Annotated in this window: 19 protein-coding genes; 17 read left to right on the top strand and 2 right to left on the bottom strand. The window is 42.4% G+C overall.

Translation table 11 applies throughout. The features are described 5' to 3' along the window. Positions 1-231 precede the first annotated feature (231 nt). The 7 genes from ACFSN5_RS08935 (at position 232) to rpsR (ending at position 3,225) form a co-directional block, all read left to right on the top strand. A complete protein-coding gene (locus ACFSN5_RS08935; protein WP_165213401.1) occupies positions 232-405 on the top strand; it encodes a ComC/BlpC family leader-containing pheromone/bacteriocin in 174 nt (57 codons plus the stop codon). A 337-nt stretch (positions 406-742) separates the two neighbouring features. After that, positions 743-997, top strand: a complete 255-nt coding sequence (locus ACFSN5_RS08930) for a hypothetical protein (RefSeq protein ID WP_165213399.1) — start codon at positions 743-745, stop codon at positions 995-997. Between the two features lie 70 nt (positions 998-1,067). Then, positions 1,068-1,298 carry a bacteriocin gene (locus ACFSN5_RS08925; RefSeq protein WP_398600662.1) on the top strand — a complete coding sequence of 77 codons (231 nt, stop codon included), beginning with the start codon at positions 1,068-1,070 and terminating at the stop codon, positions 1,296-1,298. 85 nt (positions 1,299-1,383) lie between these two features. After that, positions 1,384-1,614, top strand: a complete 231-nt coding sequence (locus ACFSN5_RS08920; protein WP_165213397.1) for a bacteriocin — start codon at positions 1,384-1,386, stop codon at positions 1,612-1,614. 526 nt (positions 1,615-2,140) lie between these two features. After that, positions 2,141-2,431, top strand: coding sequence for a 30S ribosomal protein S6 (gene rpsF, locus ACFSN5_RS08915; protein ID WP_165213395.1), 291 nt, complete (start codon positions 2,141-2,143; stop codon positions 2,429-2,431). 11 nt (positions 2,432-2,442) lie between these two features. Next, positions 2,443-2,925, top strand: a complete 483-nt coding sequence (locus ACFSN5_RS08910) for a single-stranded DNA-binding protein (RefSeq protein WP_165213393.1) — start codon at positions 2,443-2,445, stop codon at positions 2,923-2,925. A gap of 60 nt (positions 2,926-2,985) precedes the next feature. Next, on the top strand, positions 2,986-3,225 hold the full coding sequence (gene rpsR / locus ACFSN5_RS08905) for a 30S ribosomal protein S18 (protein ID WP_000068664.1): 240 nt from the start codon (positions 2,986-2,988) through the stop codon (positions 3,223-3,225). A 42-nt stretch (positions 3,226-3,267) separates the two neighbouring features. On the opposite strand, the gene ACFSN5_RS08900 is transcribed toward rpsR, so the two are convergent. Next, positions 3,268-3,948, bottom strand: coding sequence for a DUF1129 domain-containing protein (locus ACFSN5_RS08900; RefSeq protein WP_004226573.1), 681 nt, complete (start codon positions 3,946-3,948; stop codon positions 3,268-3,270). A 44-nt stretch (positions 3,949-3,992) separates the two neighbouring features. Then, entirely contained in the window at positions 3,993-4,937 is a 945-nt protein-coding gene (locus tag ACFSN5_RS08895) for a magnesium transporter CorA family protein (protein WP_165213391.1), read from the bottom strand. A 213-nt stretch (positions 4,938-5,150) separates the two neighbouring features. Between ACFSN5_RS08895 and gmk the strand changes: the two genes are divergently transcribed. From gmk to ACFSN5_RS08845, 10 genes are all read left to right on the top strand, one after another. Continuing rightward, a complete protein-coding gene (gene gmk, locus ACFSN5_RS08890; RefSeq protein WP_165213389.1) occupies positions 5,151-5,765 on the top strand; it encodes a guanylate kinase in 615 nt (204 codons plus the stop codon). Positions 5,766-5,787: 22 nt separating this feature from the next. Beyond that, complete coding sequence (gene rpoZ, locus ACFSN5_RS08885; protein ID WP_004229934.1) at positions 5,788-6,105, top strand: DNA-directed RNA polymerase subunit omega; 318 nt, start codon at positions 5,788-5,790, stop codon at positions 6,103-6,105. 655 nt (positions 6,106-6,760) lie between these two features. Beyond that, entirely contained in the window at positions 6,761-9,145 is a 2,385-nt protein-coding gene (locus ACFSN5_RS08880) for a primosomal protein N' (RefSeq protein ID WP_165213387.1), read from the top strand. 35 nt (positions 9,146-9,180) lie between these two features. Next, positions 9,181-10,122: a methionyl-tRNA formyltransferase gene (gene fmt / locus ACFSN5_RS08875; protein ID WP_165213385.1), complete on the top strand. Its 942-nt coding sequence runs from the start codon at positions 9,181-9,183 to the stop codon at positions 10,120-10,122. Continuing rightward, positions 10,106-11,431 carry a 16S rRNA (cytosine(967)-C(5))-methyltransferase RsmB gene (gene rsmB, locus ACFSN5_RS08870; RefSeq protein WP_165213403.1) on the top strand — a complete coding sequence of 442 codons (1,326 nt, stop codon included), beginning with the start codon at positions 10,106-10,108 and terminating at the stop codon, positions 11,429-11,431. Before fmt ends, rsmB begins: the two co-directional genes overlap by 17 nt. A gap of 24 nt (positions 11,432-11,455) precedes the next feature. Continuing rightward, complete coding sequence (locus tag ACFSN5_RS08865) at positions 11,456-12,199, top strand: Stp1/IreP family PP2C-type Ser/Thr phosphatase (protein WP_165213383.1); 744 nt, start codon at positions 11,456-11,458, stop codon at positions 12,197-12,199. After that, positions 12,196-14,055: a Stk1 family PASTA domain-containing Ser/Thr kinase gene (gene pknB / locus ACFSN5_RS08860; protein WP_165213381.1), complete on the top strand. Its 1,860-nt coding sequence runs from the start codon at positions 12,196-12,198 to the stop codon at positions 14,053-14,055. The genes ACFSN5_RS08865 and pknB overlap by 4 nt, the downstream gene beginning before the upstream one ends. Positions 14,056-14,259: 204 nt before the next feature. Next, entirely contained in the window at positions 14,260-14,958 is a 699-nt protein-coding gene (gene liaF, locus ACFSN5_RS08855) for a cell wall-active antibiotics response protein LiaF (RefSeq protein WP_165213379.1), read from the top strand. Further along, positions 14,955-15,992 (top strand): sensor histidine kinase, encoded by a 1,038-nt coding sequence (locus ACFSN5_RS08850; RefSeq protein ID WP_165213377.1) that lies wholly within the window; start codon positions 14,955-14,957, stop codon positions 15,990-15,992. The genes liaF and ACFSN5_RS08850 overlap by 4 nt, the downstream gene beginning before the upstream one ends. After that, positions 15,970-16,620 carry a response regulator gene (locus ACFSN5_RS08845; RefSeq protein ID WP_206221368.1) on the top strand — a complete coding sequence of 217 codons (651 nt, stop codon included), beginning with the start codon at positions 15,970-15,972 and terminating at the stop codon, positions 16,618-16,620. Before ACFSN5_RS08850 ends, ACFSN5_RS08845 begins: the two co-directional genes overlap by 23 nt. Positions 16,621-17,139: the final 519 nt, after the last annotated feature.

The following is a 17,139-nucleotide window of genomic DNA, read 5'->3' as shown; positions in this document are numbered from 1 at the left end:
AAACTGAGTTGGATTTTTATTTATATTCAAATGAAAACAAACAGAAAATTTAGCAGCTCTTATCAGAGACTTTTTAATTTGATTAAACCGCTAAAAATCGCTTGATTCTAGGTCTTTTATCCCTTACAATAACTACTGTCAATTGAAAATAATTTTGATTGATAAGTAAAAAATCAGGTCAGATTACATGAAGTAGTAGACGACCATGTAAAAAACAAGAAGGAGATTCACATGAATACAAACATTTTAGAAAATTTTGAAGAAATGAACTCAGAAAACTTGAACACCATCACAGGAGGTGGCTTCTTTGATAGTGTGACGGATTTCGTTGATACAGTTGAGACAGTTATTACCGCTGTTGATAATGCATATTCAATTGTAAAAGATGTAATCGTCATCTCGTAATAGACCAGTGTGCACTCGGCTAAGCAAACTTGAAGGTTGGTTCTGAAATCATGTTTTCAGTAATTGATCAAAATAAGACTAAAAATAGTTAAGTTCGATTCTAGGTTCTTAGGATTGAATTTTTCTATTTATTTTCAAATGAAAATAAATAGAAAATTTAGTGGCTGGTATCAGAGGTCTTATAATTTGATTAAACCGCTCGAAATCGCTTGATTCTAGGTCTTTTATCCCTTACAATGACTACTGTCAATTGAAAATAATTTTGATTGATAAATAACCAAACGGGTCAGATTACGTGAAGTAGTAGACGACCGAGCAAAAATAAGGAGGTATTCGCATGAATACAATCGCATTTGAACAATTTGAAGTGATGAACACAGAAAGCTTAACCACTTTTAATGGTGGGGGGTACAAAGATCCTTTACGCTGTCTTGAGGCTATGGAAGGTGGAGGCCTTGCTGCAAGCTCTGCAGCAGCACTTGCAATAGGAAGTGGTCCAATTGGTTGGGCGGGGGGTGCCCTTATCTTTGGTGCAGGTGTTGGTGCAGGTATGTTGGCAAATGGTAGTGCGGATTCTTGTACAATTGAATAGTATGATAATGACGTATAGTTCTATCTGAATATCTTAAGCAAATCCTAACTATTATAGCAAAAAGGAGATTATGATGAATACAGTGGTATTTGAAGAATTTGAAAAAGTAAATAAAGAAGAATTGACAGTTGTTTCAGGAGGATATCTAATAGATCCACCTTTCCCAGGCCCAATTCCATATCCAGATCCTATTTCTGGTGCAGCTGCTGGCGTCGCTATCGGTGCTGGTTTTGCTGAGTTGCCACCAGTGGGTGTGGGTGCAGTGGCCGGAGCTGCTGTCGGAGCCCTTTCAGACTATTAAGAGCCATAGCTAAGATAAGGTCAGTCTGGCGCGGATTTTCGCTGATAGACTGACCCAATGACAGTTTAAAGCAAAAAAGGAGATTATGATGAATACAGTGGTATTTGAAGAATTTGAAAAAGTAAATAAAGAAGAATTGACAGTTGTTTCAGGAGGATATCTAATAGATCCACCTTTCCCAGGCCCAATTCCATATCCAGATCCTATTTCTGGTGCAGCTGCTGGCGTCGCTATCGGTGCTGGTTTTGCTGAGTTGCCACCAGTGGGTGTGGGTGCAGTAGCAGGAGCTGCTGCCGGAGCCCTTTCAGACTATTAATAGTCCATAAGCTAAGACAAGGTCAGTCTGGCGATGATAGACTGACCAAATGACGATTTAAAGCAAAAAAGTTTTAAGGCGATTCTTTCTGGGTTCTCCGATTGTTCCGATTACTCCTATTCTGGGTTTGGAACTTTTAATCGGTGGCGTAGCTGATAGACTATGATAGTTTTGCTGGTAGATCCGTTACTGGTGCCTTAGTGCCTTAACTTATTTATGTAATTAATTTTTAGATATAAAACGCTTCTGTTAAATCTAGTTTCTAGATACATAGGGGTGTTTTTTCTACTCTAAAAAGTCAGTTCATTGACGATATCTAGTCTTGAGATGAGTAGCTTGGAAATAGTATCGCTTGACCGCCTTTCTTGTTTTTTATCACTATTTTCAGGCACACAGGACAAAAATGCAAAATGGGATTTTTTCTTGCAATCGGCGCAGCTTTCCTGTATAATATTGTTTTGTGAGTATCCCTCACTTACCCCTTGCAGTGACTGGGGGTCATTAGACCAAAAGGAGGAAAACATCAATGGCTAAATACGAAATTCTTTATATTATTCGTCCAAACATTGAAGAAGAAGCTAAAAACGCTTTGGTAGAACGCTTTGACGCTATCTTGACAGACAATGGTGCAACTGTTGTTGAATCAAAAGATTGGGAAAAACGTCGTCTGGCTTACGAAATCCAAGATTTCCGTGAAGGACTTTACCACATCGTTAATGTTGAATCTGACAACGCACATGCTCTTAATGAATTTGACCGTCTGTCAAAAATCAACAACGATATTCTTCGTCACATGATTGTTAAGCTTGACGCTTAAGAAGGTAGATTATGATTAATAATGTCGTACTCGTGGGGCGCATGACTCGTGATGCAGAGCTTCGCTACACCCCGTCTAATCAAGCCGTTGCAACCTTCAGCTTGGCTGTTAACCGCAACTTTAAAAACCAAAACGGTGAACGTGAGGCCGATTTCATCAACTGTGTGATTTGGCGTCAGCAAGCCGAAAACTTGGCTAACTGGGCTAAGAAGGGAGCTTTGATTGGAATTACTGGTCGTATTCAGACTCGTAATTATGAGAACCAACAAGGTCAACGGGTTTATGTAACTGAAGTAGTCGCTGACAATTTCCAGCTTCTGGAAAGTCGTGCAACGCGTGAAGCTAATGGCACAGGTTCCTATAATGCTGGTGGCAATACTTCGTCAAACTTTGGCGGTACTCAACAGCAAACAACACCGAACTTTGGCCGTGACGAAAGTCCTTTTGGCAATTCAAATCCAATGGATATTTCCGACGACGACCTTCCATTCTAAGTGACAAAAGACAAGGGCTTGCTGCAAACAAGTCAAAAAATAATATAAAGGAGAATAAACATGGCTCAACAACGTCGTGGCGGATTCAAACGCCGTAAAAAAGTTGATTATATCGCAGCTAACAAGATTGAATATGTTGATTACAAAGATACAGAATTGCTCAGCCGTTTCGTTTCAGAACGTGGGAAAATTCTTCCTCGTCGTGTAACAGGAACGTCAGCTAAGAACCAACGTAAGGTAACAACAGCAATCAAACGTGCTCGCGTGATGGCACTTATGCCATTTGTAAATGAAGATTAAAAAGCTCAGCCGAATTTGGCTGAGCTTTATTTGTTATAACATTTATTTCTTATTAGAAGTTTCAGGAGCTTGGGTTGCCAAAGCGCTTTGAATATTGTATTGCTTCTTGAGATAGTAGCGAAGTCCAAAGCTAGCCCCACCGATAGCCAGTGTCACCAGCCCCGGCAGAATGGGATTCAATTGTTTTGGAATAAGCGCTGTCAGTCCGACAATGCCAATCCAGAGCAGGGTAAACACTGCCATATAGGCTAGAGATTTCCAAAGGTTTGGACGTTCTCCCTTGGGTTTACCAGCATGTTGATAAACAAAATAATAGAGGGCATAGAGGACAGCCCCACCCGTAAAGGCGATGATAACCGTGGTCAAGATACCATAGCTAGCCCTATAGTTTTTATTGGTGAGTCCGACAATACCGTAGAGCAGGCCAAAGAAACCAAGTAAGAGTAGACTGCTATCCAGCCACATGAGCCAAGGATTTTTATTAGTATCACTAGTTACACTTCCACTTTCGATAGCGGTATCACTAAATGACTTGGCCCAAGCTGACGGAGCGCCGAGCAAGTGGCGGGCGGTATTTCCTTTTTTCTGATTTTCTAGGATGATTGGTAAGACTTCATCAAAAATGTCTTTGATTTCTTGTTCTGTTTTGCCATCTGCTTCTAACTGATGGCGAGCAATGGTGATAAATTCTTGATTTTTCTTGGTCAGTTCTTGTAAATCCATGGTCGTACAGGACTCTCTTTCTTAAGTAGTAGTAATAATTTTGCTTAAAACCAGCGTTTGCGGATGAAGTAAATCACGACTGTGGCACTCAAGGCGGCGGCAATAGCCACAATAAACCAAAAAGCGTGTTCCAGACCATTGAGAGGCAGCCAATTGTTTTTGAAATTCATCCCATAGGCTGAAAAGATAACAGTGGGAATATCCAGTGCCATGGTCATCAAGGCCAGAGTCTTCATAATTGAGTTTTGGTTGTTGGAAATAATCGAAGCAGACGTTTCGGTCATGACATTGAGGACATTTTCATAGATGCTAGCCATTTCGATGGCCTGTTGGGTTTCAATCAGGGTATCTTCCAGCAGGTCTTCATCGGCGACGTATTTTCTAAGACTGGATGCATTGCCGCTCAACTTTTTAACAATTCGTTCGTTGATTTTCAAGGACGCTTTTAGATAAATGATGGATTTTTCCAGCTCCATCATGTCAATCAGTTGTTCATTGCGTGTGGCATCTTCCAGCTGTGCTTCGATACGATCGCTCTGCCGGTCAATGGAACGCAGAGCGGTCAGAAAGAGCTCTGCATTGCGATAGAGTAGCTGGAAGACGAAGCGCGTTTTCATAAAGGTATAAAAGCCACGCACGCGGCGGTTGAGAAAATTCTCAAAGAGTATCAGCGGCTCCAAACAGGTTGTAATCACGGCATCTTCTGTAACCACGATACCAAGCGGAATGGTAACATAGTAGCTTTTGCCGTTACGATCTTCCTGAGTTGGAACATCAACAATAATCAGGGTGTAGTTGTCCTCAACACTAATCCGAGAACTTTCTTCTGCATCCAGCGGTGCTCGCAGATCAGTAATATCAATATTGAATGCTTCGGCGAGGCGAACAGATTCTTCCTGGGAAGGGTTTACAAGATTGATCCAAGCACCGGGCTCGAATGTTTCGATTTCATTGAGTTGATTGTTTGCAGAAAGAAACATTTGTTTCATGAGAACCCCTCCTCGTGTTACTGATTTTGCCTTTAAGGCACACCATATCATTATACTACAAAAGAGCCTATTTGTGGGAGAGTTTTGCAGAAAAAATTCTGCCTGAAAGTGCCCTGTCCTAGCGCCTTTTTACGGTGTGGCTTTCACTTGAGTGCTTGATAAAACCTGCTATTTTTGTTAAACTAAAGCATAAGAAATTTTAAGGAGTCTGCTATGTCCGAACGTGGATTGTTGATTGTTTTCTCCGGGCCATCAGGGGTTGGCAAGGGAACGGTTCGTCAGGAAATTTTTTCCACACCAGACCATAAATTTGAATATTCGGTCTCAATGACAACCCGTAGTCAACGTCCCGGTGAGAAGGATGGCGTAGATTATTTTTTCCGCACCCGAGAGCAATTTGAAGATCTTATTCGTCAGGGTCAAATGCTTGAGTATGCGGAGTATGTCAATAACTACTATGGAACTCCCTTGACTTATGTCAATGAAACGCTGGACAAGGGGATTGATGTCTTCTTAGAAATTGAAGTTCAAGGAGCTTTACAGGTTAAGAAAAAAGTTCCAGATGGTGTTTTTATCTTTCTGACCCCGCCGGATTTGGATGAGTTGAAAGACCGACTAGTTGGCCGTGGAACGGATAGCGATGAGGTTATTGCCCAGCGGATTGAGCGAGCTAAGGAAGAGATCGCTCTTATGCGTGAGTATGATTACGCCGTTGTTAATGATGAAGTGCCTTTGGCTGCTGAACGTGTCAAGCGGATTATCGAAGCGGAGCACTACCGAGTTGATCGCGTTATTGGCCACTACAACAAGATGATTAAAGATATTTAAGTTAGAAAAGAGATATTGCCTTATGATGTTAAAACCTTCTATTGATACGTTATTGGATCACATTCCTTCCAAGTATTCCCTCTGCATTTTGCAAGCGAAGCGGGCACATGAATTGGAGGAAGGCGCACAGCCAACTCAAGGATTCAAGTCTGTCAAACCGACCCTGCAAGCACTTGAAGAGATTGAGTCTGGCAATGTAACCATCCACCCAGATCCTGAAGCTAAGCGTGCGGCAGTTCGTGCGCGTGCCGAGGCGGAACGTCTAGCTAAAGAGGAAGAAGAACGCAAGATTAAAGAGCAAATCGCCAAAGAAAAAGAAGAAGAAGGCGAAAAAATCTAAGCGAAATCGGATTAGTCATTTAGAAAAAAATAGGGTTGAGCAAAAGGAGATGCTCAGCCCATATTTATTGAAACTCTTTATTGAAATCGGGAAGTTAGCTAGTCTTTACTAAGTTAAGGCTTTTTTCCGCCGAGGTTAGGCAAAAATTCGTCCAATATGCCTGTTTTGGAATACACTCTTAGCGCAGTGGTTCACTTGCATGGTAGTTAAACAGCCCACTGGGCTGTTTAAGGTGGACGCTTAAAAACTAAGAAGCGCCAGTTACAGAAAAGCCAATCAGCAGTGGTTCATTGGTGCTAAAGCACCTCATGAACTGTGCAGGGGTAAGACTTCTTGGCCTAGCCCACAAGTCTTACTCCCAGCCGCCTTCGTCAATCTGGTAAATCTAAAACAATGCTAATGAGTCTGGTCTTTTTATACGTAATCTTCAGAGATTACAATGCTTTGTGGGTGAGGGCTAAGCTATCATGGCTGTTTGTCCCAGACTCACTGCTGGCTGGTTTTCTTTTTGCCACAAGGCCAAAGCGTAAAGCCCAGCCAACTGTGCCAAGGTGGGAATAGGAACCAAAGTTTTCAATTCTTGGGGTTACTCCTACTCCCTAGAAGTATATCAATGCTTGATTTAAATGGTTTTAATTAGAAAGGGAAAGGAAAAATGGGGAAGATTGCCAAAATTATTGTAGATGTCCCGCTCATGCAGACAGATAAGCCCTTTTCCTATCGGGTTCCAGATGATTTGTCAGACAGTATCAGTCTAGGCAGTCGGGTCCACGTTCCCTTTGGTAAGGGAAATCGATTGTTACAGGGGTTTGTCATAGGATTAGAAGACGGAGAGATAACAGATCTTAAGCCTGTCACATCCGTGCTAGATTTTGAACCAGTTCTAAACCAAGAGCAACTGAACTTGGCTGAACAGATGAGGCATACCGTTTTTTCCTATAAGATTTCCATTCTCAAATCTATGATTCCCAGCCTTCTCAATTCTAATTATGATCGTATTTTAGAGGCCCAAGAGGACCTGTCTGATTCGGACAGAGACTGGATTTTTGCTAGGCGTAATAAGGTTTCCTATGCAAGCTTGGATAAGGAACGTCAAGCTAGAGTTGCTAAGTTAGTGCGCATGGGACAAATTAAGACTACCTATTCTGCTAAGGATAAAAAGACACTCAAAACCGTTAAATATTATCAGGCCAAACCAGAAGTTTTAGCGGACTTAGAAATTTCCAAACGGGCTAAAAAGCGTCAGGCATTGAAAGACTACCTCTTGGCTAAGCCTGAGCGTGCTCTTCTATCTGATTTGCAACAGCTTTTTTCTCGCGACCAAATTAAGTATTTTGTTCAAGCGGGAGCTCTTGACGTCGACGAGGTCTCGGTCAATCGCAGTCAGGATTATTTTGACAAGGTGAAAAGGACGGACTTTTTAGAGCTCAATCAAGAGCAGACTCATGCCGTTGAAAGCATTGTATCAGATATTGGTCAGTCCAATAAGCCCTATCTGCTCGAGGGAATCACAGGCTCGGGTAAGACAGAAGTTTACCTCCATATTATTGATCATGTTCTTAAACTGGGAAAGACAGCCATTGTCCTTGTGCCGGAAATTTCTTTGACACCCCAGATGACTAATCGTTTTATTTCTCGTTTTGGTGAGCAGGTTGCTATCATGCATTCGGGTCTGTCTGACGGGGAAAAGTATGATGAGTGGCGAAAAATAAAATCAGGTCAGGCTAAGGTTGTTGTTGGTGCGCGATCGGCTATTTTTGCTCCTTTGGAAAAGATCGGTGCTATCATCATTGATGAAGAGCATGAAGCCACCTATAAGCAGGAATCTAATCCGCGCTATCATGCCCGCAATGTTGCTCTCCTTCGGGCCAATTACCATCAGGCAGTTCTGGTTATGGGGTCAGCAACACCAAGTATTGAGAGTAGGGCCAGGGCTAGTCGAGGTGTTTACCATTTTATTCGTCTGACGCAAAGAGCTAATCCTATGGCCAAAATTCCTCAGGTTCAAATTCTTGACTTTAGGGATTTTCTGGGGAAACAGGAAGTTAGCAATTTTACCCCGCCTTTAGTCGATAAAATTAAGGACCGCCTAGAAAAAGGGGAACAAACTGTCCTTATGCTCAATCGCCGAGGCTTTTCCAGTTTTATTATGTGTCGCGAATGTGGCTATGTCGATGAGTGTCCTAATTGTGATATTTCCCTGACTCTGCACATGGATACCAAGACAATGAACTGTCACTACTGCGGTTTCCAAAAGGGCATTCCAAGAGCATGTCCTAATTGTGGCAGCCGTAGCATTCGCTACTATGGTACAGGAACTCAGAAGGCCTATGATGAATTGCAGGAAATTTTGCCGCAAGCCAGAGTGCTGCGGATGGATGTTGATACTACAAGAAAAAAAGGGGCTCACGAAAAGATCCTCCAAGACTTCGGCCAAGGGAAGGCCGATATTCTTCTGGGAACTCAAATGATTGCCAAGGGTCTGGATTTTCCTAATGTCACCCTAGTTGGGGTGCTCAATGCCGACACTTCCCTTAACCTACCTGATTTTCGGGCGGCAGAGCGGACTTTCCAGCTCTTAACCCAGGTTGCTGGCCGGGCAGGACGGGCTGAAAAAGAAGGGGAAGTCATCATCCAGACTTATAATCCTAAAAATTATGCCATCCAACTGGCTAAGGAGCAGGACTATGAGGCTTTTTATGCCTATGAGATGAAGGTTCGCCATCAGCTGGCTTATCCGCCCTATTTTTATACGGTTGGACTGACCTTCTCTCACAAGAATGAGGAAGTCTTGGTTCAGAAAGCTTTTGAAGTCTTTCATTTATTAAAAGAGCAACTCAGTGATCAGGTTAAAATTTTAGGGCCAACTCCTAAGCCAATTGCCAGAACTCACAATCTCTATCACTATCAAATTATGATTAAGTATCGCTTTGAAGATAAACTAGAGGCTGTCCTCAACCAAATTTTAGACTTGACCCAAGATAAAAGCAATAAGGATTTACGTCTGATTATTGACCACGAACCGCAAAGTTTTGTCTAAGCTAGAAAGGAAGGCCCTTAGGCCGAAGAGAATTGATGAAAAAAATTGTATTTATGGGAACGCCCGCCTTTGCAGCAACTGTCTTAGAAGGCTTAATTGCTAGCAAGGCCTACGAAATTTTAGCTGTGGTGACCCAACCAGACCGAGCAGTCGGCCGTAAGAAAGCGATTCGCATGACTCCGGTCAAGGAAGTAGCCTTAGCCAATAATTTAGCAGTCTATCAGCCTGAAAAATTATCTGGTTCTCAGGAAATGGCAGATTTAATGGCTTTAGGAGCTGACGGGATTATTACTGCAGCCTATGGCCAATTTCTGCCCAGCAAGCTTCTTAATCGGATGGACTTTGCTCTCAATGTCCATGCCTCCCTTTTGCCCAAGTATCGTGGAGGCGCACCGATTCATTATGCTCTCATTAATGGTGATGATAAAGCTGGCGTAACCATCATGGAGATGGTTAAGGAGATGGATGCTGGCGATATGGTTGCTCAAGCTAGTCTTCCCATACTGGATGAGGATAATGTTGGCAGCCTCTTTGAAAAATTAGCGGATCTTGGGCGTGACCTGCTCTTGGAAACTCTTCCGGACTACTTGGCAGGCAAGCTTCACCCCCAGCCTCAGGATCCAGCCCAAGTGAGTTTTTCGCCTAATATCACCCCTGAGCAGGAACGTTTGGATTGGAATAAGTCTGCCCGTGCCCTCTTCAATCAAGTTCGAGGAATGTATCCGTGGCCGATTGCTCATACGCTTTTAAATGGTCAGCGTTTTAAAATCCACCAGGCCCAACCATTAGAGTTAGAGGGACAGGGCCAGCCTGGTCAAATTATTGAAAAAACAAAGAAAACACTAGTCGTCGCAACGGGTCAAGGTGCTCTTTCTCTTATCGAAGTGCAGCCAGCGGGCAAACCTAAAATGAAAATTACTGATTTTCTCAATGGGATGGGCCAGAAACTTAAAGTAGGTGATTTCTTTGGCGGTTAAAAAAGAAAAATCTGCCCGCGGTCTAGCCCTACAAATCCTTGAAGAGGTCCTCCAGCAAGGGGCCTACTCTAATCTTGCCCTCAATCACGGGCTTTCAGGCTCGAGTATTAGTCAGCAGGACAAAGCCTTGGTGACCGAATTGGTCTATGGAACAGTGGCGAGGAAGATTACTCTAGAATGGCAGTTGGCTCATGTTATCGAAGATCGCGATCAATTAGAGCCTTGGGTGTACACTCTACTGTTGCTCAGTCTTTATCAACTACTTTATCTGGATAAAATTCCCAGTCATGCCATTGTTAATGAAGCAGTTGAATTGGCTAAGAGCCATAGTCAAAAAGGGGCGGACAAGTTAGTGAATGCTGTCCTGCGGAAATTAGCCAAGGGCCCCTTACCGGATCCAGCTTGTATTAAACGCAAGAATAAGCGTTACTCGGTTCAATATTCCCTGCCTGTCTGGCTAGTCAAGAAGATTATTGAGCAGTACGGTGAAGAACGCGCCATCAAAATTTTTGCTAGTCTCTTTGTCCGCAACAAGGCTAGTGTTCGGGTGACTAATCCGGCCAAACTGGCAGAGATTCAGGCAGTGACAGGGGCGGAACGCTCCAGCCTCTCACCGGTCGGTTTGGTTAAAAAATCTGGCCATTTTGCTGGAACAGATTACTTTAAAAACGGTGAGTTAACCATTCAAGATGAATCCAGCCAGCTAGTGGCACCGACCTTAAAGCTTGAAGGGAAGGAACAGGTTCTAGATGCTTGCGCAGCTCCTGGTGGTAAAACGACTCATCTAGCCTCCTACCTTACAACAGGGCGTGTAACAGCCTTAGATCTTTATGACCATAAGTTAGACTTGATCAATGATAATGCCCGCCGCCTGCATGTGGCTGATAAAGTTCAAACGCGTAAGTTGGATGCAGGTCAGGCCAATCAGGAGTTTGGGCCAGACCGTTTTGATAAAATATTGGTTGATGCTCCTTGTTCAGGTATCGGCCTTATTCGACGTAAGCCTGATATCAAGTACAGCAAGGATAGTCAGGATTTAGTAGCCTTATCAGACATCCAGTTGGCTATCTTGAACAGTGTTTGTCAAACCCTGCGCAAAAATGGTATAATAACCTACAGTACTTGTACCATTTTTCGGGAGGAAAATCAGGACGTGATTGATAGATTTCTTGAGGCCCATCCGAATTTTGAGCAGGTAAAACTGGAACATAGGCAAAAAGACATTCTGACAGATGGATTTATCAGTATTACACCTGAACTCTATCAGACAGATGGTTTCTTTATTGCTCAAATTAAGCGGATTTATTAGCTTGAAAGGACAGTTAAACAATTCATGGAAATTGCTTTGCGTACTGATATCGGTCAAAAGAGGTCTGAAAATCAGGATTTTATCAATCAATTTAGTAATAAGTCAGGGATAACCCTTATCATCTTAGCAGATGGCATGGGGGGACATCGTGCTGGTAATATTGCCAGCGAGCTGACAGTGACAGACCTAGGGAAAATTTGGGAAGAAACCGATTTTTCTGATTTGAGTCAAATCCGTGATTGGATGATTGATGTTATTGAAAAAGAAAATCAAAAGATTCATGAGCTTGGGAAAGAAGAGTCTTACCGTGGTATGGGAACAACCATCGAAGCTGTTGCTGTTGTCGGTAATGCTGTCCTCTATGCTCATCTAGGAGACTCTCGGATTGGTTTGGTCAGAAATGGCCAGTACCAGCAACTGACAACCGATCACTCTTTGGTTAACGAGTTGCTTCGGGCTGGTCAAATTACTGAGGAGGAGGCTGCAATCCACCCTCAGAAAAATATCATCACTCAGTCCATTGGTCAACAAAGCCCAATCGAGCTTGATTTAGGGGTTCAACAGCTAGAACCGGGGGACTTCATTTTGATGAACAGCGATGGTTTGACCAATATGATTTCCAATGAGACTGTCGTTAATGTCTTGTTGGCTGATGATGAAAGTCTTCCAGAAAAAGCTAATCAGTTAGTAGCTCAAGCCAATAAGGCTGGCGGCTTAGATAATATTACCGTGGGACTCTTGCACGTAGAAGGTGAGGCGGCATTATGATCCAGATTGGCAAATTATTTGCTGGTCGCTATCGCATTCTCAAGTCCGTCGGTCGAGGTGGTATGGCTGATGTTTACTTGGCTAATGACCTGATTTTGGAAGGAGAAGAGGTTGCCATCAAGGTGCTTCGGACCAACTATCAGACTGACCAAGTAGCTGTGACACGTTTTCAGCGAGAAGCGCGTGCCATGGCTGAACTCAGCCATCCTAACATTGTTTCAATTAGAGACATTGGCGAAGAAGATGGGCAGCAGTTCCTTGTAATGGAATATGTTGATGGCTCAGACCTCAAACATTATATTCAGGATAAGGCTCCCTTATCTAATTCTGAAGTTGTCAGGATTATGGAAGAAGTCCTATCGGCCATGACTTTGGCTCATGAAAAAGGAATCATTCACCGTGATCTGAAACCTCAGAATATTCTTTTAACTAAGGATGGCACGGTCAAGGTGACCGACTTTGGAATTGCTGTGGCTTTTGCGGAGACTAGCTTAACCCAGACAAATTCCATGCTGGGCAGTGTCCATTATCTGTCACCTGAACAGGCACGTGGTTCTAAAGCAACGGTGCAATCAGACATCTATGCCATGGGGATTATGCTCTTTGAAATGCTGACTGGGCATATTCCTTATGATGGTGATAGTGCTGTGACCATTGCTCTGCAGCATTTCCAAAAGCCGTTACCATCAATTAGGGAGATTAATCCTGACGTTCCTCAAGCGCTGGAAAATGTTGTTATTAAGGCAACAGCCAAGCGTTTGAATGATCGCTACAAATCAACCTATGAAATGAGCCGAGACCTCATGTCCAGTCTCAGCTATAACCGCAGTCGAGAAGCTAAGCTTGTCTTTTCTGATGTGGCGGATACTAAAACCTTACCGAAAATTGATACCAATACAGCCAATGCTTCGACAGAGCAGCTGCTCAAGGCAACTGATAAAAAGGTTAAAGCACCGGTAAAACCTGCGCCCAAGCCTAATGAAAAGGTTAAGCCCAAGCGTAAGCATAAGAGCTATAGTATTTTTAGCAAGGTTGCAATTGCCTTAGTTCTAGTTCTAGTCGCTATTTTTGCTTTTCTGATGCTGCGGAATCCATCGACAGTGTCTGTTCCTGATATATCTGGTCAGGAACTGTCGGCTGCGAGGACTACAATTAAAGATTCAGGTCTTAAGGTAGGCCAAGTTATTAAGGTGGAAAGCGATTCTGTGGAAAAAGGAAAGGTTGTTCGAACTGACCCAGCTGCTGGGACCTCAAAAAAAGAGGGAACATCTGTTGATATCTATGTGTCCAGCAGTGGCGGTAGTTTCAAAATGAAGGACTATACGGGGGAAAATTCTGACGATGCTGTAGAAGATCTGACATCTAATTATGGTGTCGATAAATCAAAAATAGAAGTTACGGAAGTTTCTACGACTGATTATGAAGAAGGAACCATTATCAGTCAGAGCCCATCAAAGGGAGATAAATTTAATCCATCTGGTGATGATACCATTAAGTTTACAGTTGCTGTCTCTGGTTCGACAACGATGCCGAATTTGACAGGTATGACCTACTCTCAGGCTGTATCCACGCTAACAGCGATTGGTATTAAGTCATCACGAATTAAGATTTATTCTTCATCGACTGGATCTGAGACTTCGCCATCATCTTCCAGCATTATTTCTGGTCAAAATCCTTACTATGGAGCCAGCCTAGACCTGTCTTCCAATGATGATATCATCCTCTATGTGCAGGATGCTTCATCGAGCTCATCAAAGTCAAGCTCATTAAATTCCACAAGCGATGAAGGAGATAGTTCAAGTGATAGTACGACTTCATCCAGTTCGGATGATTCGGAACCCTCGCAATCACAGTAGCCTTTTATCTAAAGGTAAAGAAAGCAAATCAAAGTATACCCCAAGCTCCCTGCTCATTTGAGTGGGGATTTTTAGTCTCTAGACCTATCTTTAAAGCTGATAGCTCAAATCCTACTGCAATTTCGAGGGATTTTTGGTACAATGGGCAGGTAATACAGATAGGGAAACTAGGTGCGAACGTCTAGTTGTCGATGAAGGAAAACCATGAAAAAATTTCAATTTTTCTTGTTGGTAGAGGCTTTGCTTTTGAGCATGGCCCTATTGACCATCTTGTCAGAAAGTTTAACCGCCTTTATTTTAATTTTGGCTTTGACTCTGCTGGCCCTCCTCTTCTTTAACAAGGATAATCGAGGGAGCTTTTTACTGACGGTTAGTTCCCTCTTTCTTTTTCTGGTCTTTATGCTCAATCCTTATATAATTGCAGCGGTTCTGCTAGCGGTAGCCTATACCATTATCAACCATTTTTCGGAGGTTAAGCATCGCAATCGCTACGCTGTCATAGAATTTGAAAAGGATCATCTCGCGGTTACCCCCAAACCTAACCAATGGATTGGTGTCAGTCGCCATATCAGTCAGGACTTTTATACTTTTGATGATATCAACGTTATTAGAATTAGTGGCTCTGATACTATTGATTTAACTAAGGTTATCGTAACAGGGCGGGATAATGTCGTGATTATACGAAAGATTTATGGGCCGACCAAGATTATTGTTCCACGGGATATTGCGGTTAAATTAGACGCTAGTGCTATCTATGCTAGTGTTTCCTACCTGGGTTTTCCTGAATATGATCTCCGCAATCAATCGATTAAGTTGGAACAAAAAGATGATCAAGAACTTTTGCGATCGGTTAAAGTGGTTGTTAATATCTTTGCTGGTTCTGTAGAGGTGGTGCGAGCATGAAGCGAAATGATTTTTTGTTAATTTTTCTCTATGTTTGCGTAACCGTAGGATTTATCATTTTTATAATTTTTGATAGTCTCAACCTAGATGCTAGACTGGTTTTTGCTGATCCGAGGGTCTTGGAACAGTTTGTTTTTTCGGTTACTTTGCTCATGTTTTCTGTCAGCTTTCTCCTGATTTTGGTCTGGTTGGTGGTTGATGACAATAGTAAACGTCACTTAAATAAAAGCTTGCGGCGGATTATTAATAATCAAGCAGTTGGCAAACAACCAGAATCAGAAGTTGGTAAAAATATTGAGCGTTTGTCAAAGCAGATGAGTCGGATAACAGCTAATCTGCAAAAAACTGAGAATGCTTATATTTCCAATAGCCGGGCTATTGTTACTCAAGAACGTAAACGAATTGCTCGTGACTTACACGATACAGTCAGTCAAGAGCTCTTTGCTTCCTCTATGATGCTGTCTGGTGTAGCACAAAATTTAGATAACTTAGATAAAGACAAACTGAGAGAACAGTTAAATTTAATTGAAACGACTCTTATCAGTGCCCAGAATGATTTAAGAATCATGCTCTTGCACTTGCGGCCAATTGAGCTGCAGGATCGCACACTTTCTGAAGGTATTTCCATGCTTTTGAAGGAGCTCAAGGACAAAAGTAACATTGAGACGGTCTTTCAAGAAGAAGTTGGCCAGTTGCCAAAAATCATTGAGGACAATCTTTTTCGGATTGCACAAGAGTTTATTTCTAATACCCTCAAGCATGCTCGAGCCAGTCGGTTGGAAGTTTATCTCTACCAAATTGAAAACGAAGTTCAGTTTAAAATGATTGACAATGGGCAGGGATTCGATATGGATGCTAGCCGGGAACTCAGTTACGGTCTTAAAAACATCCAAGATCGAGTTGATGATTTAGCAGGAACCGTGACTATGCTCAGCAGTAAGGGAAAAGGCGTTTCGATGGATATCCGTTTGCCAATTTTAGATGATTACGATGAAGAAGAGAAAGTTGAGGATGAACACGATGGAAAAGACTAAAATTATCCTAGTTGATGATCATGAGATGGTCCGATTGGGCTTGAAAAGTTTCTTTAATATGCAACCGGATATTGAGGTTATCGGTGAGGCTGACAATGGCAAAGATGGAGTTGAAATGGCTCTTGATTTGCGACCAGATGTTGTGGTCATGGATTTAGTTATGCCCGAGATGGATGGGGTTGAAGCTACTCTGGCCATTCTCAAGAAGTGGAAGGCTGCTAAAATCCTCGTTTTGACTTCTTATCTGGATAATGAAAAAATTTATCCGGTTATTGAGGCGGGCGCCAAAGGATATATGCTCAAAACTTCCAGTGCTGCTGAGATTCTCAACAGTATTCGCAAGGTAGCTCAGGGCCAAGTAGCAATTGAGACAGAGGTTGATAAGAAAATCAAGTATCACGACCAGCATCCAGACTTGCATGATGACTTGACAGCACGAGAACGTGATGTTTTGGCTCTCTTGGCCAAGGGTTACGACAATCAAACTATTGCTGATGAACTCTTTATTTCGCTCAAGACAGTTAAAACTCATGTTTCGAATATCTTAGCTAAACTTAATGTTGAAGACCGTACGCAGGCAGTTGTCTATGCTTTCCAACATAATCTGGTTTCACAAGACGATCAATAAAAATTATTTTATAGCCGAGAGATGCATCGCACTTTCTTGACTTCGTTCCCCCAAGCAATCGTCAGCTATTTGCATAGGTTGCAAAAATAGGCCATGACTACTAGCTAAATTGTTTTTTAAAATAACTAATATTATGTTTGAGAGAAATATCTTAGTACAAATCTAGGAGAATGAGCTGAAATGCTAATCGTTTGGCAATCTCGCTGAAGAAGTTTATAGTTACTCTCACCGAATGGCAGGAAACTGCTAGGTCTAATTAAATATTGAGACAGCTCAAATAAGAGATTATTGGTGGAGCTTCCCCGATCGAAAGTTAGCCCACAGAGTTTAGCAAAATAAGATAAGCAAAAAACTGATGATTTTGCTTAGGAACTCTTTAATTGTTTATATGGTTATTACATCCAATATCATGTCGTTTCACGCAAGATTTTGATAGGATGCGCAAGTGTAAAATCATCGTTATTTAATTAATCCGCATTGCAGGCGACTTGGCCTTCTTTGCTGTTTTTCTAAGTTGAT

This window comes from Streptococcus tangpeifui (assembly GCF_044503215.1).
In the GTDB taxonomy this organism is placed as follows: domain Bacteria; phylum Bacillota; class Bacilli; order Lactobacillales; family Streptococcaceae; genus Streptococcus; species Streptococcus tangpeifui.
Note: the sequence above shows the minus strand (reverse complement) of the source record. Positions and strands in the feature narration are given on the sequence as shown.